The sequence below is a fragment of the Roseibium sp. HPY-6 genome, assembly GCF_040530035.1.
GTDB lineage: Bacteria > Pseudomonadota > Alphaproteobacteria > Rhizobiales > Stappiaceae > Roseibium.
The window spans coordinates 1,148,918-1,168,352 of record NZ_JBEWCD010000002.1; the positions used below are offsets into that span (position 1 = coordinate 1,148,918).

The window sequence follows — 19,435 nt, forward strand, 5'->3', positions numbered from 1 at the left end:
TGTGGGATCAATTTTATGTCGTGAACGTCCTTGGCAGGGGGTAGGTGTGGCAGAAATAAAAGACTTCTTGAAAAACAGCTTTTCGTTGGAAGGGCTTGAGCCGGAATTGGCAGTTGGGCTATCGCGTCTTGCCCGTCCCATGAAGATCGCGGCCGGGACGATCCTGTTCGAAAACGGCGATCCCGGGAATGGTTGTTATGCTGTTTTGGAAGGGTCGCTGAAAGTGTCTCTGCTTTCCGTCGAGGGTGATGAACAGCTTCTGGCGGTTCTGGGGCCGGGTGATCTGGTGGGAGAACTGGCGCTGCTGGACGGCCGTCCACGCTCGGCGACGGTCAGCGCCTTGAAGGAAGCGCAGCTTGCATTCATCGACAAGGCTGCATTCCAGAGGTTTTCCGATGAACACCCTGCCGTTTACCGGCACATGCTGTCGATTGTCGGCAAACGTTTGCGGCATGCCAACGACGTTCTGGCGGCCAGATCGTTCCTGCCGCTGCCCGGGCGCGTGGCGCAGACCCTGTTGCAGTTGTCCGAGACCTTCGGAAAACCGCTGGACGACGGACGAACCCTCATTCACTACAAGCTCAGCCAGGCGGATATCGCCAACATGGCCGGCGCAGCCCGCGAAAACGTCAGCCGTGTCCTGAACGACTGGAAACGGTCCGGCACCATCAGCCGGATATCCGGTTATTACTGCCTTGAGGATCTCGCGTTTCTGGAGCAGGCGGCAACGCTTTGATCTGCTGTTTTCGAAAATACGTGCTGTTATGACCGGCAATGACAAGTGCCGGTTGCGAACGTGTCATCTCCACGGGGGTGACATACCCGACCGGCGGAATTGCCGGATATCGCTTTCTTCCGTCCAGTCGCGGGAACGCCTGAAAACTATCCGGGCAAAGCCGCGCGCTGCGTTCCCGCCAGGATCGTTGCCAGTGTTTCCGTGTTTAAGCTGTCGAGAAAAGCGTCGGAGGCGCGCGCCATGGCCCCTTTGAGTGCGCAGCGCGGCAGAAACGCACAAACGGTCGCTTCCGGCTTCAAACAGGCGACCACGCCCAGGTCCGGTTCGATCAGCCGGACGACATCGCCGAGACGAATCGCATCCGGCGACCGGCCCAGACGGATGCCGCCTCCACGACCGCGCGTTGTTTCGAGGTAGCCATTGCGTCCCAACTGCGCGACGATTTTCATGACATGCGACTTGGCCAGACCAAGTTCCGTGCTGAGCCTGTCGACGGTCTGGGGGCTCTCCGACTGACCTGTGGCCATCAGAATTCTCAAGGCAAAATCACTGGCCTGACTGAGGCGCATGGCAGGGTCCCATAAAACATTCATTTGAGATGTTGATTTTAACTGCGGCATGTGGCATTTAAAAGATGCATTTTAAATGAATGTTATGGAGAGAGTGATGGAAAGTCCCATATCCGGTGCCGACAGATACAAGCTCAGCCCTCGTCCGGTCTCAGATACAGGAGATCGGCTGCGCCGGTATGAGACGGTAGATGTGCACGCGATCCAGGTCATGGTTCATACGTTCTACAGATGCATTCGTGAGCATCCGCGGCTGGGTGACATCTTCAACAAGCGGCTGGATGGCAAATGGGAAGATCATCTGCCGAAGATGGAGGCCTTCTGGCAGTCGGTTCTGCTGAAGAACGGCGCGTACAAAGGCAAACCGGTACCTGCTCATTTGAAACTGAAAGAGGTCGTCAGTTCGGACTATGCGGACTGGCTGTCTGTGTTCCGTCCGGTTGTGCGCGAACTCTTCGTACCGGAAATCGCCGACGAGATTATTGCCGTTGCCGAACGGATCGCACAGAGCCTCTGGCTCGCGACATTCGGGCATGCGGGTTCCATGCCTCCTCCTGAATTGACATCGCAACACTCTGAATGGAGCGGAGCATGCTGGTAGCAATTGTTCTTTTGGCGGAAGCCCTCGTGGTCGTCTGGTTCACCGTGTTCACGCTGATGCTGACATCGATGTATCTGGATTCCAAAGACCTGCCCCTGCCGAAACTCGATATTGCCGGACGGACACTGATCGGCAGCGCTAAACTTGCCTTTTTCGCCGGTATGGCAGCACTCGTCGTCCTGACCGTGTTTGAGATGCCGGTGTTCAGCTAGAAAGGAAAACGTATGTCGGTCTCGAAATTCCTACCACGCGGCCTGCCGATCCTCCTGATCTGGATTGCCGCGCCACTTCCGCTGTGGATCATGGCGATCCTGATGCTGGTGATCTGACAAGAAGAGCTTGTGATCTGCCTGTCTCCCGTTAGTCTTTTCATGACTTGTAACGGAGGAGTAAGCGTGAGCAACGAAGAGGACAAGCCGTCGGGCGAATTGACCCTTCGCACAATGGCGATGCCGGCTGACACGAACGCGGCCGGAGACATCTTCGGAGGTTGGGTGTTGTCGCAAATGGACCTTGCCGGAGGGATCGCTGCCGGTCAGCGGGCCGAGGGCAGGGTGGTGACCATCGCTGTCGACCGGATGAAGTTTATCCGCCCGGTTCACGTCGGAGACGTTTTGTGCGTCTACACCGATGTCGTCAAGGTTGGAAACACATCAATGGAAATCAGGCTCGAAGCCTGGGCGCTTCGGCACCGCTACGGCCACCGTGAAAAGGTAACGGAAGCTCATTTCACCTTCGTATCGGTTGACGATGGCGGGCGGCCACGCCCCGTGCCCAATTGAGCACGAGCTGAGATCAAGGCTCACGTCTGTTCAGGATATCTGCAAACAGGTCTTCGTCGAGCGCACTGGTGCAGCCGCAAGCCCAAAGTTGTAACAGGTTCTGTAGGCGGTCGATCCGCTGCTCCCGCGACAAGGGCGCTTTGTGCCTCGGAAGACCGCCAATGATCCTCCGGCTCTTGATGCGCATCATCACGCAGTCTTCAGCAGCCTTCAGCCAGACAGTCGTATCGGCGAAAGTTGCTTTCACCGCCTGGTGGTGTTCGACAAGGAACGCCGCTCGTCCGGAAATAGGCTCACTCAACAAAAAATCCTCCATCGGTTTCCCGAGGAGGACTGGCGCATGCAATCAAACCGCTTTGTTGCCGGAACGCCTCTTTGAGGTTCCATCCGGCCGCATCCCTGTTGCGGAAACCACCTTGCCCGGTTTGGCAGGTTGGCGAGGGCGCCAGCCCTTCTCTTGATGATGAGGGGCTTATGACATGACTTTTTCTGCTTTGCAAGCTACCCGCAAAAAGTTGATTTCGTCCTTACGGCTGACGGCGATCATAGTCCACGCGCCCATCCACGAGATGAATTCTTCGCTTCATCCGTGACGCCAGCTCCATATCGTGTGTGACGGCAACAACCGTTGTGTTTTGCCTTTTGACGATCGATTGCAGGCTGTCAAAAACCTGTTCGGTGGCCTTGGAATCCAGACTTCCGGTCGGTTCATCGGCCAGGATAAGGTCCGGCGAATTGGCAAGCGCGCGCGCGACAGCGACACGTTGGCGCTGGCCGCCCGATAGCTGCGCCGGGCGGCGGTTGAGGTAATCTTCCAGGCCGAGATCGGCCAAGAGACCCTTTGCATGGTCAATCTGGCTCCTGACGGGAAGGGCACCGAGTTTCTGCATCGGGATCAGGATGTTTTCAAGCGCCGTAAATTCCGGCAGCAGAAAGTGAAACTGAAAGACAAAGCCGATTTTCTGAAGTCGCAACTTGGCCAAATCGGCAGACGAAAGATCTGCGGTTCGGGTGCCTTCGATCAGCATGTCTCCAGCTGTCGGGCGGTCGAGCAATCCGAGCAGGTAGAGCAGGGACGATTTTCCGGAGCCGGATGGGCCTGTGATCGCAACAAACTCTGCTTGTTCAATCTTGAAGTTGACGTCTTCAACGAGCGTGACCGGAACGACAGCGGGCAAAATTCTGGTCAGACCCTTGGCTTCCAGAAGACTACCGTCAGTTTCGCTTTGTAGCGCTGCGGCGGGAGTCATGTCGCGCCTCGAATGATGTCCACCGGGTTGAGCTTTGCCGCCTTTCTGGCAGGAATGAAACCCGCTACCGCCGAGGAAAACAAAGCCAAGGAACACGCAAGCACATAATGAAGATAGGAAAAGTGGATCGGAAGTCTGGTCATCTCGATGTCCGTTGTGACCTCGAATTTCACGGTGGCCAGATAACTCGACAAACCAAACCCGAGCAGACATCCGACAATCGCACCAAGAATGCCGATGACGAGACCTTCCAGCACGAAAATCTGCTGGATGTCCCTTTCAGGAAACCCGAGGGACTTCAGGATCGCGATATCACGAGCCTTTTCGTGGACGATCGTGGACACAATGTTGAAGATCCCGAACCCGGCAACAACGAGGATTGCGCCGACGACCGTGTACATGATGGCGTTGCGAACGACGAAAGCCTCCATGAGCCCTTCATTCGCTTCCTCCCAGGAAACTGCCTTGTAGCCCAACTGACGCTCTGCACGTGCTGCGATGGCATTCGCTTGTCCGATATCGGCAAGGCGGATGGAAATGCCATTGATAATATTGGGTTTTTCAAGCAGGATCTGAACGGCCTTGAGAGGTGCATAGGCGAGCCCTTCGTCGCTCGTCGTAACACCTGTGTGAAACAACCCGACAATCTTGAACCGCTTTGCAATCCCGCCCGCAGACGTCAGAATAACGGTATCGCCCAGATCGGCACCGAGGCGGTCGGCGGCCTTGCGTCCGATCACCAGGCCGTTTGAAGTCGTATCGAGCGCTTTAAAACTCCCCAGTCGCATATCTTCGCTGATTTTGGAGACCGACAGTTCACGTCCGGGAACGACGCCAACAAGCGTCATGCCGATGTCCTGGCCGCTGTAGCGAAGAACCGCCTGACCACTCAGCCGTTGCGCGAATTCGCCCTGCACCCATTCGCGTAAGGAAGCTATTGCTTCGGTGGGGTTGCGAATGCCACGCAGATCCTCCAGCGGCCGCAATCCGTGAAACGCGACAGCATCGTAAAGCGCGGTTGCCGGTTGTTGGGCGGGCGCGCGCTGCTCATCCCGGATCTCCACATGCGGTATCGCCTCGATCAGCGTTGTCATGAAATCCCGCTGGGAACCCTCCATGAGGCTTGCCATCGCAACCGAAAAACCGACACCGAGCGCGACACCCAGCGTCGACACCACGGTTTGCCGCATCCGGTTGCGAACGTGCGTTGCAGCGATTTTCAGGAGCATCATCAGCCCGAACCTCCGCTTACCGGTGCGACCTTGTCGCCCTCGGCAAGGTCCCCCCGGAATGGGAGCAGGACGCGGCTTTCTTCGCTCAACCCTTCAAGGACTTCGACCGATCTTGTTCCGCGAATGCCGGTCTTGACAGTGACAAAGGTTACGCGGTCCTGCTCGTCCAGTGCTTGAACGGTCGAACCGTCAAAGGCAGCCAGCGGCACCAGCAGCACATCGTCTTTTTCGTTTGTGACGATGTTGATCTCCGTTGTCATTCCGATCAGAAGAAGTGTGTCATCCGGCAGATCGAGATAGACACGGTAGTTTTTCAGGACCGGATCACCCTTGGGCGTGATGCGCGACACCGTTGCCGCGAGGTCCTCGTCCGGAAAGGCGTCTGATCGAATGAGTGCAAGCTGGCCTTTCGTCACCTTCGGAATGTCTTCTTCATTGACTTCCGCCACAAGCTGAAGCGGCGTGGGTTGTCCGATCCAGAACAGGATTTCACCCGGCTCGGGAACCTCCCCGACAGAACCGTCCTGACGCAGAACGATGCCATCCATCGGTGCGGTGATCACATAGTCCCGCAGCCTTTCCTTCTGAGCGGCAATCATCGCATTCATGCGGATCACCTCGTTTTGTGCCTTGTCGAAAACCTGCTGGCTGACAACGCGTCGCTCAAGAAGTTGAAAAGCGCGCTCCTGATCCGATTGTGCCAACGCCAGCCGCGCCTCAAGTTCTGCAAGCGTTGCCCGTGCATCACCGCTGTCCAGTTCCGCGATCTGGTCACCCTGCTTGACTTCCATGCCCTCGCAGCCGCAAAGCGAGATAACGCGTTCGCGGATAATGCTCGTTACTTTTGCCCATCTGACCGGTTCCACAACAGCGGTTGCATACACAATCTCCGCGGCGCGTCCCTTGAAAGGCTGAGCGAATGTCGCTTCAGGTGGACGGGTTCCCCAAAAAACGAGTGCTGCAACACATGCAGCAAGAAAAAGAAAGAGAGCGGGATATCGAAGGGAACGCATCATGCACCTGAGTGAGTTGCCCCAAGTTTAGACACTCGCGGTGCGGTATCCATGTCATGGATCAAAGACGACAAGGACGTTTGCGCATTTCGCCGGCTCAATAGTGCGGCGGCTTGTCGATCTGGTGGGCGGGAAGAACCTGTTCTGCCAGTTCTTCTACCTGATCCGTCATCTGGGATACCAGCCGCGTCAGACGATCGATTTGCTTGCCTTGCTCGACAACCATGGTGTTCAGATCATCGATCGTGCGGTTGGCATGAGCCAGATCGATTTCAAGCTGCTCGATCCGCGCCTCGTGATCCTGTGTCATGGGAGTGTTCCTTTGCGTCTGCGGCAGCGGCAGGTATAGGCGCATTGCGTTTGAAGAACAATTCTATTCATCGCAACTCGGCGATGGGTTTAAACTGAAGTGTTGAGTGTTATATGAGCTTCGGGATCCTGGCAGGAGGTGCCGGGGCAAAAAACAGAGAGATCACCATGAGCGTCCTGTCCGATTTCCCGATCACCAAGAAATGGCCTGCAGAACACCCCGACCGGCTTCAATTGTACTCGTTGCCGACACCGAACGGCATCAAGGTCTCGGCCATGCTGGAGGAGACCGGACTGCCGTATGAGGCACACAAGGTCGATTTTGGCACCAACGACCAGATGACACCGGAATTCCTCTCACTCAATCCGAACAACAAGATCCCCGCCATTGTCGACCCGGATGGACCCGGCGGCAAACCGCTGGCGCTTTGGGAATCGGGCGCGATCCTGATTTATCTTGCCGAGAAAACCGGACAATTCTTGCCCGAAGATCCGGCCGAAAAATATCAGGCGATCCAGTGGGTCATGTGGCAAATGGGCGGCTTCGGACCCATGACCGGCCAGCTGGGTTTCTTTCACAAGTTTGCCGGCAGGGAGTATGAGGATCGCCGACCATTCGAACGCTACCGGGATGAGGTTAAACGGCTCCTGAAAGTCCTCGACGGACAGCTCGACGGCCGCACTTTCATCATGGGGGACGACTACACGATCGCCGACATCACATCCTGGACCTGGGCCCGAAACATCAACGGCTTCTATGAAGCTGCGGATGTTGTCGGTTATCACGATTTCAAGAATGTGGTGCGTTGGGTCGACACGTGCATGGCGCGGCCTGCAAGCCAGAAGGCAATCAATATCCCTGCACGGGACTAGTTCTTGACGTAACGCCGCGCGGTTCTCTGCAATACTAGAAATTTAATCGCGCGGCGGTGTCCGAGATATGCCTCGGACATCGATTGTTTCCTTTCCTTTTTGCCATGCAAGCGAAAACGATCGACCAGAACACTAGCCGAGCTCGTTTTTCAAACGCTCAACGATCCGGTCGATAAGAGAGTCGTCGTCATACATTGCCTCTCGATCACGACCGCGCGAACGGAACTTCTTATCGCGCGCGTTGATTATTCGTTCGCGCAAATGATCGCCAACTGCAACGACATCGTCCGGTTTTGACATGTGCGGCAACCACATGATGTCCCATTTGTCCTGTGAGACGCCAAGCGTAACATCGACTTCTTCATGCGACAGCACATGGCGTCGATCGATCGGAATGTCATAGGTCTCCGCATACTCGGCAACCATTTCAACGAAGACGTCCAGTTGTCCCTCAGTCATGGGAAATTTGCCTTGCCGGAATGGTCTTTCTTTCGCCCCTTCCATGCAGCACATTGCAAGGCCGATAGATCCCGTGTTTTTCGCACGAACATGTGCGGCGTAGTCACCATCGTTGACATCGTTGTTGGCTTCCGGCCGCCGTTTGCATAGCCGCCGCGTGCCGTCACCTTCCACGACTTCATGATATTTTTCGAAGTCGCTGGCGGACATTTCGTATTTTCCAGCTGTCCAATGCATCACAATTCTTTGTGGTTTTGAAACTGCCATTAAACGTCCCCCAAATAGATCCTTGTAGAAACAACTACTAAAAGTAGCATAAACTCCAGGTTGAGCAAGTTTATACTTCTAAAAATTCGAAATCAGTTTCGTATGGTAAAAAGTGACGCAGATGCGGTACAGTTTCGAGGTTGAAATCGCCAATCAAAGATTTGTTGGCGGAAATTGTCTACATCATATGCGTAAATTATAGATCGCAATTGGATTAATGGTGCGACGAGCGAATGGAATAACCATCGGTGAAAAACGGCGATACTGGTCGAAGATCTTTTGGTTAAATCTTGTCTGGGGGCTCTCTCTTTCAATAGCACCAAAACCCGGGTGATTGGTCAAATTGTCGAAGAGAGGCAACCCATCTCGGAATACGGCTTGGGAGGCGTTCGTCACAGCCAAACTGCTTTTCGATCCCGGGAACAATCGGTTGTGTTTCACGAACACAGAAGGCCGGTTTCTTCCAGTCAACCACAATGCCGCCGTCTTTCACGAGCACCGATGGGCCCATGGCTTTTGAATACAGACGACTGGACGCAGACGACGCTGCGCAATGGCAGGAGCTCCGGCTCGAAGGCGCTCGCGACTTTCCGCTCGGGTTTCTGGTGACGCTGCAAGAGACAGAGATGACGAGCCTGGAGCGCGCTGGCGAGATTCTCAAAGCGGGCGGCCAACGTGGTGTTTTCGAACAGGACAAGCTGGTCGGGTTTTGCGGGTTTCGGCGCGCGTTATTGCAGCGTATGCGCCACCGCGCTGAACTGGGTCCGTTTTTCGTCACGTCAGGATATCAGGGAACGGGTGCCGCCAGTCAAATGATGTCCGGCGTTATCGAGGAAGCACGGTCAGTAGGGGTCGAGCAACTGGAACTCTTTGTCGATACGCAAAACGCCCGGGCAATCCGGTTTTATGAGCGCTATGGCTTCGAGCGCGCCGCAACCTACCGCGACAGCGTGCGGATCGATGGGGTCTCGCATGACGACTACTTCATGACGCTGCGGCTTGCTGGTCAGGATGTGACATAGGCTGCTCTAGGCGTGGCAGTCATGGGTCCACACTTGCCGCGTCTCGATATTTTTTGTCTCGCCGGGCGGGGGCGTGCGCTCAATCTGAAAAAAGATGACGAAGTTTGACAAGCCGGCTCGCTCTGCGGCATTCGCTGTCCAGTCCCGGCACAGAAAACGAGCGTAGTTCAGAGCGAGCACCTGCGTCCTGTCCTCGTAAGTCTGGTCTTCCAGATTGGAGAGAAACTTACGCCATCGGTAGTTCGCGTAGGTAAGTGAAACGACATCCGGCTTGTTGAAATCCGCAAGTCCGATGTTGCCAGTGTAGACATCCACCATCGTCCCGTCGGTAAGTTCTCCTTCAATGACAGGCCACGGACTGGTCATCTCAGGATAGGGCGCGAACATGGTCCAGTTCTGATAAAGGCCTAATGCCTGGCGCACTGCAACGAACTGATTTGGAAGCGACACGCCGAGTGCTGGCAGCGTCGACACATTCTGCATCGTTACAAAGAAAAGAGACAGTGCGGCAACGATCTGCGTCATCGCGCCATAGCGGGGTGGCGTTTTTTGCCAGGGAAGGCAAAAAGCGGTAACGCGCGAGAAAAGGGAGCGGTTCCGCCCGACCCAATCGTAGAATGTGTTTCCGCCCTTTTGTAGAAATGGGCGTCTCATAAACCAGCCTAACGGCCAGAAGAAAGGCGCAGCCGACACAAGCCTGCCGAGTGCTTCAAACTTGTAAAAGCGCTCGTCGCCGATTGTCAGGACCCATGAGTTCCTGGCCTCGAGCTCTTTGCCGATTTCTGGCTCGTCCTGTGCCGGACGGACTGGCGTTTTTGCAAGAAACAGGAAGACTTTCAGCAAGTTGCATGTCTTTTCACAAAAATCGCAACCACGGTCGAACCAGATGGCAACCGGTGCGCGCGCGCGGCCTGGCAAAAGTTCCGCGATTTTGTCCCACATCCAGGCCGGCATGAATAACAAGTTCATGGTGATCGAGATGTATGGGAAGAATCCGATCTCGAGAAAGAGCGCGAAAGCAACATGCATGCTGATAAAGGCCAGCATGAAGACCGTGCGGAATGTCCGGTGAAAAACAGGAGAAAAAATGAGGATCGGCCCGATCAGTTCCAGAAGGTAGACGTAGTAGGTCAGTCCCGTCATGAGGTCTTGGAATTGGCGGAACCAGAGCGCAAACGGCGTGACCAGATAGTCTAGCTGGAGCGCGTAATATACCGCTGTGCCTTCGCTAACCCAGATGGGGTGGGTTTTCAGGAGGGCGCTGAAGAAATACATCGACATGCCCTGTATCAACAGAGCTGTCGTCGCGATGGAAAAATACGCGTTTGCGGGAAACGGGTTCGATCGTGTCAAGGCTGCGTCGACCGAATAACGTGCGCCGAGTGGCAGGAGCATTGCCCAGAACAACAACAGGAGCGCCAGATTGTCTTCACCGGACAGGATGAATGTGTTTCGGTTTTGAAGCGACAGCAGCAACGCCCAAGAGAGCACGGTCATCACGCGCGTGCGCCAGCCAAACATGAGGGCAACAGCGACAAGTCCGGCCAGGATAAACAGAATGGCCTGGAACCAAGCCGATCCGTTTGCCAGATGAAAAGACCAGGTGGTGGCATAAAGATGCTCGATTTGAACGGCCCGCGGCATCACGCCAAAGTCGGTGTAATGAGCGACGAGATCACGCGCCCGCATGCCGAGATCGATGAGAATCCAAATACTGAGCAGGACGCGGAACAAAGCCAGCGTACGAAGGTCTATCCCAAAAACCGTCCGAAAGGACGCCAATCTAACCGCCAAGTGATCCACCGCTGCTGGCGACAAACGTCATACCAGGATCTTGAATTCCTCACGAGCATAGCGACCTATCGTAAAGATTTTGATCAAGCCGGCAGGCGCTTTCGGTGATGCACGGCTGCGATGGTCGGAGGGCGAAATGACTTTTGGTCAAGCAGGTTGGGTGAAGGTGCTGTCGGCTGCAATTTTTCTGTTATTCGCGGCTTTGTTTACCGCGTCTTCGGTCACCAGTAGCAGCTTGTCGCTTCCGTCGGTCTCTTATGGAACAGTCTATGCAGAGAATATTCCGCAGCGCGTGGTGCCGTTGGTTGTCCAGAGCGTTTGCGTTGAAGCTCCGGCCGACAAAACGATCAGCAATGGACTTCAAAAAGATGATTGGCCGCTGGAGCCCACCCCTGAATATCAAAGTCCATATACCGGCCGGGCTTTGGGTCGTCTTGGTCCACCGAAAAGCGAATGGATTGAGGCTGCATCAGCTGGAGTCGTAGCCACTGCGGTCAGCCTGACTGTGATGTTCAGTGCGGGTGTCCGGATAAACTGGGCCTGATTTTCGCCTGTTGATGCGCGCCTAAATCAAGGCGATCAGACGCCTCAACGCCGGCTGGTCGAGCAAGTTTGCAGCTCCTGCCGCATCGATCCATTGGCGCTCCCTGTGGCTCTCTTCCCAGTCATCGCCAGGTAGAACACGGGTCACTTCCATGGCATAGACCTCAACGTTGCAGATCGCACCCCACTTCTCATAAGTGTATGAACCAAGGGGCTTTTCGCGGATCAAACCCTCTACCCCGGCTTCTTCGCTTGCTTCGATCATTGCAGATCTGGCCGGGCTGAAACCGGGTTCGACGATCCCTTTCGGCACGACCCAGTGGCGTCCGCTGCTGGATCTGACAATCAGGATTTCAACACTCCTTTCCGTCCGGCGAAACGGAATGACGGCTGACTGCGTGTAGTAATATGCGGGGCGCAGCCGCAACTCTGGCCCGTCCGGTGAAGGAAAAGGAAAGTGGTCCGGAAGTTCCCGTGGATCGATACGGTGCCTCAGGCTTGCCTTTCCGTTCTCTAGGGAAAGGACGATCAACACGCCTGACCGGGTCTCAATCTGCAAGCGGAGGTGATTGGCGAGCGACTGAACGGTCTTGGACGGGGCAACAAGCAACACCCTCTTTGCTTCCGGCAGGCTCGCCAAGGTCCCCTTCGTCAGCGGGTCTGATGTGGCAATGTCCTGAGCGGTCCACCCGCCTGCCTTAAGCGCTTTTTCGGCGGTTGCCAGTGATCTTTCGCCGGAAGCTGACAGCACCTTGTCCGGCCGCAGGCTGTGTCGGCCCATCCAGGCACCGACTTTCTGTGCACGGCGCTTGCCTTTGGTGCGAAGCGGCCGCTCTCGCGCGGGTCCTGTCCAAGACCGGTCGGCTGCACCTGCACACAGCATCAGGAGTTCCATGAAGCCTCCCAAAAGGCTCGTTATCATGTCGAGCACTAAAAGGGTTCGCGTCAATCATATGTCCTCGGCAAGCGCGTGTCATGGCCGCCAGCTGGCAACCGCTCAAAAAAAAATGACGCTTCATGTCCACCGCAGCTCGTCCCGTTCGTCATGTCAATGAAGGCGCTGTTGCCTTTCAGTGATTTGAAGGAGAAAGACATGACGATTTGGACGATACTTGCGGGCAGCGTTGGCGTGGTAGCTCTCTTGAGTGCCGGAACACTTCTTTTGCCGAAGACGGTGCATGTGGAACGGCAAGCAACTCTCTCGGCCGCACCTGCAACAATACTGGAACTCGCAGCATCCAGTGAAGGCTACCAGTCATTCAATCCTTACCGGACCTCGGATCCCGATCTGAAAATTACGCCCTTTGGTCCGGTTTCAGGCGTCGGCGCTGGATTTCGCTTTGACGGCAAGGAAGGCAAAGGAAGTCAGACTGTCGCGTCGGTGACGGCTGACAGCGTCCGGTACGATATCGATCTTGGTGCCATGGGCCGTCCGGTTCAGACAATTTCAACGGCATCGACGCCGGAAGGCACGCAGGTTGTCTGGTCTATGGACATGGATCTTGGCTTCAACCCCGTTGCCCGCGTCTTTGGTCTTTTCATGGACGGCATGGTGGGGAAGACTTTCGAGCAAGGTCTCGATAATCTTGCCGCCGCCACCTGACCAGCTTTTTGAAAACGAAGGACTATTCCAAATGCGTTACACTTTTCTGCTTTACACCGATCCAGCCGATTTGGCCGATATGACCGCCGAGGACTGGGCGGCAGAAAAAGAAGTCTATGGCGCTTATATCGGCGCGCTGCAAAAGGCTGGCGTCTTTGTCGATACAGATTGGCTGCAACCGGTGGAGACCGCGACCACCCTGTCATTGAAGGGCGGCACGAAGCAGGTTCAGGATGGACCGTTTGCCGACACCAAGGAAACCCTTGGCGGCTATTTCGTCATTGATGTGCCGGACCTTGATGCCGCCATGGCCTGGGCCGAAAAATGCCCGGCCGCCAAAACCGGAAAAGTCGAGATCCGCACCTCCGCCATGGGGGCTGAATGATCGACCCGGCTCGCGCGGCCGAAATGGCTGCGCGAGAGTCCTATGGACGGCTTCTGGCTTTCTTGTCTTCAAGAACACACGATATCGCTATGGCCGAAGACATGCTCGCGGATGCCTTTGTGAAGGCGCTGACGCACTGGCAAGAACATGGCATTCCGGACAATCCGGATGCCTGGTTGCTGACAACGGCCCGGAACAGGCTCACCGACCGTCAACGCCATCAGGCCCGGTTTCCCACTGACAGCGAGATACCTGAAATGACAACCGGTGAAGCCTTTGAAGAGAACGTTCCGGACAAGCGGCTGTCGCTCATGATGGTGTGCGCCCACCCGGCGATCGCGGCGGATCTGCATGTCCCGCTGATGCTGCAAACCGTTCTTGGTCTGGAAGCAAAGACCATTGCCGGGCTCTTTCTGGTTTCGCCTGCGGCCCTTGCAAAGCGTCTTGTGCGCGCGAAAGCCAAAATCCGCGATGCGGGGATACCGTTTGAGCTGCCCGACGAGGACAGACTGCCGGAAAGGAGTGCAAAGCTCTTGGAAGCGCTTTATGCGCTGCATGCCCATGACTGGTTGGAGCCGGAGGACACGCTCGGAGATGAAGCCTTTTATCTTGCCGACCTGCTCAGCCGGCTGATGGCGGACAATGCCGAGGTTCTTGGTCTTGCAGCCTTGATTGCCTTCAGTCATGCCAGGACGCGTGCTCGGATAAGGGAAGGCGTCCTTGTGCCGACCGACGAACAGGACACACGGCTTTGGGACGATGATCTTATCGGATACGGCAAACACCAGCTAAGTCGCGCCTATTCGAAATCGGCTATCGGCCGGTACCAGATCGAGGCGGCAATTGAGTCGATCCATATCTTGCGCAAGGAGACCGGCCGGACTGACTGGGAAGCGTTGAACAAACTATATTTCGCACTGTTGAAGCTTGCACCATCTGCCGGCGCGCTGGTCGCGCAAGCCGTGGTCACTGGGCGGCTCCACGGACCGAAGGCGGGTCTGGCAGCGCTTGAGGCCGCGGAAAAACAGATCGGCTCCGGGTTCCAGCCGCTTTGGGCAGCAAGAGCGGATATGCACTCTCGAGCGGGAGGCTTCGCAGACGCAAGAAAAAGCTACGAAAAAGCGATCTCGCTTGCGACAGATACGCCGACAATCAAGCTGCTGACGAATAAACGGGCGCTGGTGGCGTGACGTGTTATTCCACGGCCGGGTTTGACCATCCACCCGGTTTGAAGGGCGTTTGAAGCGCGTGTTCAACCAGGGGAAGGTGGTCTTGCCCGTAGAACGGATCGCCATCGACAAGGTAGGTCGGTGAGCCGAAGATACCGTTGGCGAGTGCCCAGTCCGTGTTCTTTTGGAAAGTGTTCTGTATCGACTCGGAAGAGGCCTCTTCAAGAAGTCTGTCGGCATCGAGACCGATGGCGGTTGCAATACCATGCAGTGTGGACGTGTTGGACAGATCGGCATCGTCGCGCCAATGCGCTTCCAACAGTGCATGCGCCAATTTGTCGGTCTCGGGACCGCTCTCACCAAGCGCGATGATCATGCCTGAAGCAATGCTGTAGTCCGCATCATGTGTGCTGGGCCGCCGGCTGATGATTGGGACAGACCGGTATTCCGCCCAACGTTCGATTTCCCGGCCGAAAAAATAGTCGACATGCTGCTGTGTCCGCTTGCGAAATGGCTTGCCGCGTTGCGCTTCGACGACGGGCGACAGCAGGATTGGCCGGTGGACAAGCTTGGCACCATGGTCCTTGCAAATTCGCATGAGTTCCGCGGAGCCGAGATAAGCGTAGGCGGAATGCGCGGAATAGACATACTCGATAACGGACATGCGGTTCCTTCAGTTTCGTCTGGCTGAGGTAGATGTTGTCGTCGGTTGGTTTTCGCTGATTGAGGTTTCAACGCTCGACCCGGGCAAGAGCCAGGCCGACGCCGGCACCGACAAAAAAGATGCCGGTCAGCTTGTGCCTGAGCCGCCCAAGCTTCATGACAGCCGGCCTTGATACATTGGCCAATGCGACCCACAACATGTCGCCGACAAAGACGATCGACAGATAGATTGCAGCTGCAAGCGCCACACCTGCCACCGTTGGGCTGCTGCCTGTGAACTGGGGAATGAAGGCCGCGATGAATATCAGTGTCTTCGGATTGGCAATGGCAAGCAGGAGACCTTGCAGGAACAAACGCTTCATCGATCCGCCGGTGGCACGGGGTTGATCAAGCTCGTCCAGGCCCTGCCGCCATGCACTGATGCCCAGATAGATCAGATACAAAACGCCGGCCCATTTTAGCCAGACGAGTGCGCTCGCCGCGACCTGCAAAAGTGTCGAAAGCCCGAGAACCACGATGACCAGCTGGATGCCGACACCGATTGAGGTGCCAACCACGGTTGCGCAGCCGTAACGGGCGCCGTGGGCCAGCGTGTTTGCGATAAACAGGGCAACATTCGGTCCGGGAATGGCAACGAGCGCTGCAGTCGCAGTTGCCAGGAGAAAGGCTGACGTGAGATCCATGACGTATCTCTAGCAGAAGCGGACGGCCGCGCAAATGACGCTCCTGCCGGCTGCCGCGGTTCAAAGCTGGTTCCGGGGCTTAGGTTCCCTGCGGCGCGCGTAAAAGCTGATGTGATGGTCTCGTGCGCCGATGCCCCGGTCGGACAATCAGCGCGCTTGGCTTAAGCGCCAAAGGCTTGCGTCGGCGCGCTCAGGTTGCGAAGCGCCTCTTCTTTGAACGGGTCATCAACCCGAGGCCAGTAGGGGACCTGCCGCTTTGACAGCCTCAACGTCTTGAAGTCAGGAGAAGTCCCGCCAGGCGTTGCCACCTGGATGATCCTCGAGGCAATCTTTTCGAACGGCGCATAGAAGTGAAACAGGGATTTCACCACGATTGTTGATTTTGTCGAAAGCTCTATTCCAAGCTGTTCGAACGCTTCGGGGTGATAGACCTGCGTCCTGAGATCGTTTATCAGAATATCGATTTCATCACCGGTCCGCAGCCAGACCAATGTGCCAAGCGGTTCAAGCCCTTTGCCCAGGTGCTGTCCGAGGCCGGTCTGAATGTTCATCACTTGAACATCCAGGTCCACCGGCGTGCCTGAGTCCGGACCGGTTTTTCCACCCAGCCTCAGGCGCAGTTCTGCGCCACACCCAGCATCTTCACAGATGCGGACCGCTCCCGGATCCCAGTATATGCCCGTCGCAACATTCGTAAGGGGACGCCGAAGCAGCGCGTGGAGCATGAAGGTTGAATCGCCAGGTGCACCACCGCCCGAATTGTCTCCCATGTCGGCTAGCACGAGAGGACTATCCTCGGAAACTGCGGCTTCTTCGATGGCGTCGTGCAAGGAGGAAAAACTGCTTGTGACTTCATGGCGGAGGTCGAAGAACCGGCGTCCGAGAGTCTCTGCCGTTTGAAGAGCAAGTGCAGGATTGTCGTCGGTGACCACAAGTGTCTTCGCTCCGACATCTGCAACATCGGCCCAGGGAAAACCGTGGGCGAGAGAGACCGACAGGATATCGGGGCGCGTCTCAAGTGCGCGCATGTGACCGACAAAGTCCCGCATCTTTCCGGTCTTCGTCAGATAGAGATTGATCATGCGGCAATCGAACGCGCGCATGACGGGGCGGATGTCTCCCCGAACCGTCCTGTGCGCCAGTTCGAAAAGCTCTTCCGCGCGGTCAGATGCATCGTCATGCGGATATTCCTTGAAGCAGACAATCAGGTCGGAATTCCGCATCATCTTCTGGCTCAGGTGGCAGTGCTGGTCCAAAGCCGTCCCAACGACTGCGTTGGGGCAGATGGCTCTGACCCGCTCCAGAATGTCTCCTTCACAATCGTCAAAACCTTCTGCAACCATGGCACCGTGGAGTTGCAGAAGCACGATGTCGACACCGCCTGTCTTGCGGAGGTCGGAAAGAATCTCCTCACGCAAGGCCTCGTAGCACGCGCTTGTTGTCGGTCCGGCAGGTTCGGATATTGCCGCAAGGCTTTCAATCACGTCCCATCCGTGATGCTCCGCGCGGGCGCGCCACACATGAAGTGCTTCCGTCATCAGGTTGGGCGGCTCCTGCGTCGCTGTGCCGTGACGCAGAAAATATTCCCGAAATCCGGACATGCCGGTGGGCATGGTGGAAAATGTGTTTGTCTCGGTGGACAGCGTCGCGATGAACAGTCGCATGGTCGTCAGGGTCGCTTTTTTCTTCTGCGTCGGGGTGCCGGAAACGCTCACAAAACGGCTTCACCGCATCGGCAAAAGTGGTCCGATGCGGTGTGTGATCGCCCTTGCATGCTTTGCGCGCGCCAGCGGCAAGTCTAGCTCTCTTTCCACCAGCGTTGCATGAAGCTGCTGCCATCAAGATCAAGATTGGACCCCATAACCTCAGGTGTTCCGACCGAAGGCCTCGTGGCAAAAACGTAGGATGCGAACATCGGAATGGCGACACCGCCCTCATTGGACACGATGTCCTGCATTTCGCCGTACATTCCGCGGCGCTTTTCCGGATCCAGCTCCGCGCGCGCCTCGACCAGCAGGCTGTCGAACTTCTCGTGCGACCAGAGCGATTCGTTCCACGACACGCCCGACTTGAAGGCGAGCGAGAACATCAGGTCTTCCACCGGGCGTCCGGCCCAGTAACTTGCGCACCAGGGCTTCTTCAGCCAGACATCCGACCAGTAGCCATCATTGGGTTCGCGCACGACCTTGACATTGATGCCGCATTTCGCTGCCGAGTTCTGGATCAGAAGCGCCGCATCGATGGCCCCGGGGAAGGCGGCGTCGGACGCCGAAAGTTCCACATCGAGGCTGTCGAGCCCGGCCTGTTTGAGGAAGAATTTCGCCTTGTCCGGGTCCAGGGTCTTTTGTTCCAGATCCGCGTTGAAATAGGTCTGACCGGAGCCGATCGGGTGATCATTTCCGACCGAGCCGTAGCCGAAGAGGATCTTCTCGACCAACTCATCGCGGTCGATGGCCCATTTGATCGCCTGGCGGATATTGTTGTCGTTGAACGGTGCTCGGTCGGTAAGCATTGGGAAGCTGTAGTGCTGTGTTCCGGCGACCGAGTGAACGTTCAGATTGGGGTTCCCGGCAAGGCGTCCGGCCGTTTTAACGTCGATCTTGTCGGCGACGTCCACATCCCCGGTAAGGGCGGCGGTCATGCGGGCATTGGTGTCGAGAAGCACCAGCAGACGCCATTCGTCGACATGTCCCGCAGCATCAGTCCAGTAATTCGCATGCCGCGAAAGCTTCGCCGCAACACCGGGGTCGAATTCATCGAGACGATAGGCACCTGCGCCAATGCCTGATTGCCAGTCCATCTTTCCGTCGACCGCCGGCATGATCGCGATGTGGTAGTCGCTCAGCGCGGCCGGAAAATCAGCGTTGCCCGCCTCAAGTTCGAACACCACGACATCGCTGCCGTCGACGCGAATGTCCTTGATGCCGGCCATGAGCGGTGCGGCGGCAGACGTTGTCTTGTCGCCGCGATGGTGGTTCACGGAGGCAACAACATCATCCGCTGTGATCGTTTTCCCGTTGTGGAACTCGGCACCCTGCCGCAGCTTGAACCGCCAGACAGCGGCATCGCCGGAGACTTCCCAGCTTTCTGCCAGAGACGGCTGAACCGTGTTGTTCGCATCGATCTCGGTCAGATAACCGTTCATCGCAATCCCCAGCGGAATGAGGAACCCCGCTGCCAGTAAGCCAGGATCGAGCGTATCGCTGGTTGCACCATGTCCGAGACCCGCCGTCAGAACACCGCCCTTCTTTGGTGTCGCAGCCTCGACCCGGTCCGCCCAGGTGCTTGCTGCTGCAACAGTCAGCCCGGTGGTGAGAACACCCCGCATGAACTGGCGCCGGTCTATGCTGCGAGACATGAGCCGGTGTTCCATCACGCGCAAATAGGTCTGCTTGTCCATTGCGATCCTCCGATTGATGAACAGCTTTCAAACTGGCCCAACAATCGACATCTCCCGGACGAGAGACAATTGCGCATTTGTA

At 56.5% G+C, this 19,435-nt stretch carries 23 protein-coding genes and 1 riboswitch; of the genes, 10 read left to right on the plus strand and 13 right to left on the minus strand.

What is annotated here, in order from left to right; all coding sequences use genetic code 11:
• Positions 1-46: 46 nt before the first annotated feature.
• Positions 47-736, plus strand: a complete 690-nt coding sequence (locus ABVF61_RS16665; RefSeq protein ID WP_353994659.1) for a Crp/Fnr family transcriptional regulator — start codon at positions 47-49, stop codon at positions 734-736.
• A 146-nt stretch (positions 737-882) separates the two neighbouring features.
• Here ABVF61_RS16665 and ABVF61_RS16670 read toward each other — a convergent pair whose 3' ends face one another.
• Positions 883-1,305, minus strand: a complete 423-nt coding sequence (locus ABVF61_RS16670; RefSeq protein WP_353994660.1) for an RrF2 family transcriptional regulator — start codon at positions 1,303-1,305, stop codon at positions 883-885.
• A 97-nt stretch (positions 1,306-1,402) separates the two neighbouring features.
• Here ABVF61_RS16670 and ABVF61_RS16675 point away from each other — a divergent pair, with 97 nt between their 5' ends.
• The 3 genes from ABVF61_RS16675 (at position 1,403) to ABVF61_RS16685 (ending at position 2,688) form a co-directional block, all read left to right on the plus strand.
• The gene (locus ABVF61_RS16675) at positions 1,403-1,906 is read left to right on the plus strand and encodes a group III truncated hemoglobin (protein ID WP_353994661.1); all 504 of its coding nucleotides are present in this window, start codon (positions 1,403-1,405) and stop codon (positions 1,904-1,906) included.
• Positions 1,897-2,118 (plus strand): hypothetical protein, encoded by a 222-nt coding sequence (locus ABVF61_RS16680; protein ID WP_353994662.1) that lies wholly within the window; start codon positions 1,897-1,899, stop codon positions 2,116-2,118. The genes ABVF61_RS16675 and ABVF61_RS16680 overlap by 10 nt, the downstream gene beginning before the upstream one ends.
• Before the next feature lie 231 nt (positions 2,119-2,349).
• Positions 2,350-2,688 (plus strand): acyl-CoA thioesterase, encoded by a 339-nt coding sequence (locus ABVF61_RS16685; RefSeq protein WP_502950005.1) that lies wholly within the window; start codon positions 2,350-2,352, stop codon positions 2,686-2,688.
• 13 nt (positions 2,689-2,701) lie between these two features.
• On the opposite strand, the gene ABVF61_RS16690 is transcribed toward ABVF61_RS16685, so the two are convergent.
• From ABVF61_RS16690 to ABVF61_RS16710, 5 genes are all read right to left on the minus strand, one after another.
• The gene (locus ABVF61_RS16690; protein WP_353994664.1) at positions 2,702-2,989 is read right to left on the minus strand and encodes a hypothetical protein; all 288 of its coding nucleotides are present in this window, start codon (positions 2,987-2,989) and stop codon (positions 2,702-2,704) included.
• A 44-nt stretch (positions 2,990-3,033) separates the two neighbouring features.
• A riboswitch (SAM-I-IV-variant riboswitch) is annotated at positions 3,034-3,157 on the minus strand.
• A gap of 58 nt (positions 3,158-3,215) precedes the next feature.
• Positions 3,216-3,938: an ABC transporter ATP-binding protein gene (locus tag ABVF61_RS16695; RefSeq protein ID WP_353994665.1), complete on the minus strand. Its 723-nt coding sequence runs from the start codon at positions 3,936-3,938 to the stop codon at positions 3,216-3,218.
• Positions 3,935-5,170: an ABC transporter permease gene (locus ABVF61_RS16700; RefSeq protein WP_502949975.1), complete on the minus strand. Its 1,236-nt coding sequence runs from the start codon at positions 5,168-5,170 to the stop codon at positions 3,935-3,937. The genes ABVF61_RS16695 and ABVF61_RS16700 overlap by 4 nt, the downstream gene beginning before the upstream one ends.
• Entirely contained in the window at positions 5,170-6,183 is a 1,014-nt protein-coding gene (locus tag ABVF61_RS16705; RefSeq protein WP_502950006.1) for an efflux RND transporter periplasmic adaptor subunit, read from the minus strand. Before ABVF61_RS16705 ends, ABVF61_RS16700 begins: the two co-directional genes overlap by 1 nt.
• Before the next feature lie 97 nt (positions 6,184-6,280).
• Positions 6,281-6,493 carry a SlyX family protein gene (locus tag ABVF61_RS16710; protein WP_353994667.1) on the minus strand — a complete coding sequence of 71 codons (213 nt, stop codon included), beginning with the start codon at positions 6,491-6,493 and terminating at the stop codon, positions 6,281-6,283.
• A 167-nt stretch (positions 6,494-6,660) separates the two neighbouring features.
• On the opposite strand from ABVF61_RS16710, the gene ABVF61_RS16715 reads away from it, so the two are divergent.
• Positions 6,661-7,365, plus strand: coding sequence for a glutathione binding-like protein (locus tag ABVF61_RS16715; protein WP_353994668.1), 705 nt, complete (start codon positions 6,661-6,663; stop codon positions 7,363-7,365).
• A gap of 132 nt (positions 7,366-7,497) precedes the next feature.
• Here the strand turns inward: ABVF61_RS16715 and ABVF61_RS16720 are convergent, their stop codons facing one another.
• Complete coding sequence (locus ABVF61_RS16720) at positions 7,498-8,091, minus strand: N-acetylmuramoyl-L-alanine amidase (protein WP_353994669.1); 594 nt, start codon at positions 8,089-8,091, stop codon at positions 7,498-7,500.
• 509 nt (positions 8,092-8,600) lie between these two features.
• Here ABVF61_RS16720 and ABVF61_RS16725 point away from each other — a divergent pair.
• Positions 8,601-9,113 (plus strand): GNAT family N-acetyltransferase, encoded by a 513-nt coding sequence (locus ABVF61_RS16725; RefSeq protein ID WP_353994670.1) that lies wholly within the window; start codon positions 8,601-8,603, stop codon positions 9,111-9,113.
• A gap of 6 nt (positions 9,114-9,119) precedes the next feature.
• On the opposite strand, the gene ABVF61_RS16730 is transcribed toward ABVF61_RS16725, so the two are convergent.
• Positions 9,120-10,907 (minus strand): HTTM domain-containing protein, encoded by a 1,788-nt coding sequence (locus tag ABVF61_RS16730; RefSeq protein ID WP_353994671.1) that lies wholly within the window; start codon positions 10,905-10,907, stop codon positions 9,120-9,122.
• 136 nt (positions 10,908-11,043) lie between these two features.
• Between ABVF61_RS16730 and ABVF61_RS16735 the strand changes: the two genes are divergently transcribed.
• Positions 11,044-11,451: a hypothetical protein gene (locus tag ABVF61_RS16735; protein WP_353994672.1), complete on the plus strand. Its 408-nt coding sequence runs from the start codon at positions 11,044-11,046 to the stop codon at positions 11,449-11,451.
• Between the two features lie 21 nt (positions 11,452-11,472).
• On the opposite strand, the gene ABVF61_RS16740 is transcribed toward ABVF61_RS16735, so the two are convergent.
• Positions 11,473-12,399, minus strand: a complete 927-nt coding sequence (locus ABVF61_RS16740) for an NUDIX domain-containing protein (RefSeq protein WP_353994673.1) — start codon at positions 12,397-12,399, stop codon at positions 11,473-11,475.
• Between the two features lie 144 nt (positions 12,400-12,543).
• On the opposite strand from ABVF61_RS16740, the gene ABVF61_RS16745 reads away from it, so the two are divergent.
• Genes ABVF61_RS16745 through ABVF61_RS16755 form a run of 3 tightly spaced genes read left to right on the plus strand, consistent with a single transcriptional unit; the run spans position 12,544 to position 14,628 of the window.
• A complete protein-coding gene (locus tag ABVF61_RS16745) occupies positions 12,544-13,053 on the plus strand; it encodes an SRPBCC family protein (protein WP_353994674.1) in 510 nt (169 codons plus the stop codon).
• A 31-nt stretch (positions 13,054-13,084) separates the two neighbouring features.
• On the plus strand, positions 13,085-13,438 hold the full coding sequence (locus tag ABVF61_RS16750; RefSeq protein WP_299484300.1) for a YciI family protein: 354 nt from the start codon (positions 13,085-13,087) through the stop codon (positions 13,436-13,438).
• Entirely contained in the window at positions 13,435-14,628 is a 1,194-nt protein-coding gene (locus ABVF61_RS16755) for an RNA polymerase sigma factor (RefSeq protein ID WP_353994675.1), read from the plus strand. The genes ABVF61_RS16750 and ABVF61_RS16755 overlap by 4 nt, the downstream gene beginning before the upstream one ends.
• 4 nt (positions 14,629-14,632) lie before the next feature.
• Here the strand turns inward: ABVF61_RS16755 and ABVF61_RS16760 are convergent, their stop codons facing one another.
• The 4 genes from ABVF61_RS16760 to ABVF61_RS16775 all read right to left on the minus strand — a co-directional run bounded on the left by ABVF61_RS16760 (position 14,633) and on the right by ABVF61_RS16775 (position 19,353).
• Positions 14,633-15,271 carry a 2-hydroxychromene-2-carboxylate isomerase gene (locus ABVF61_RS16760; protein WP_353994676.1) on the minus strand — a complete coding sequence of 213 codons (639 nt, stop codon included), beginning with the start codon at positions 15,269-15,271 and terminating at the stop codon, positions 14,633-14,635.
• Between the two features lie 67 nt (positions 15,272-15,338).
• Positions 15,339-15,953 carry a LysE family translocator gene (locus ABVF61_RS16765; protein ID WP_353994677.1) on the minus strand — a complete coding sequence of 205 codons (615 nt, stop codon included), beginning with the start codon at positions 15,951-15,953 and terminating at the stop codon, positions 15,339-15,341.
• Positions 15,954-16,114: 161 nt separating this feature from the next.
• The gene (locus ABVF61_RS16770) at positions 16,115-17,668 is read right to left on the minus strand and encodes a M81 family metallopeptidase (RefSeq protein WP_353994678.1); all 1,554 of its coding nucleotides are present in this window, start codon (positions 17,666-17,668) and stop codon (positions 16,115-16,117) included.
• A gap of 83 nt (positions 17,669-17,751) precedes the next feature.
• Entirely contained in the window at positions 17,752-19,353 is a 1,602-nt protein-coding gene (locus ABVF61_RS16775; RefSeq protein WP_353994679.1) for an ABC transporter substrate-binding protein, read from the minus strand.
• Between the last annotated feature and the right edge of the window lie 82 nt (positions 19,354-19,435).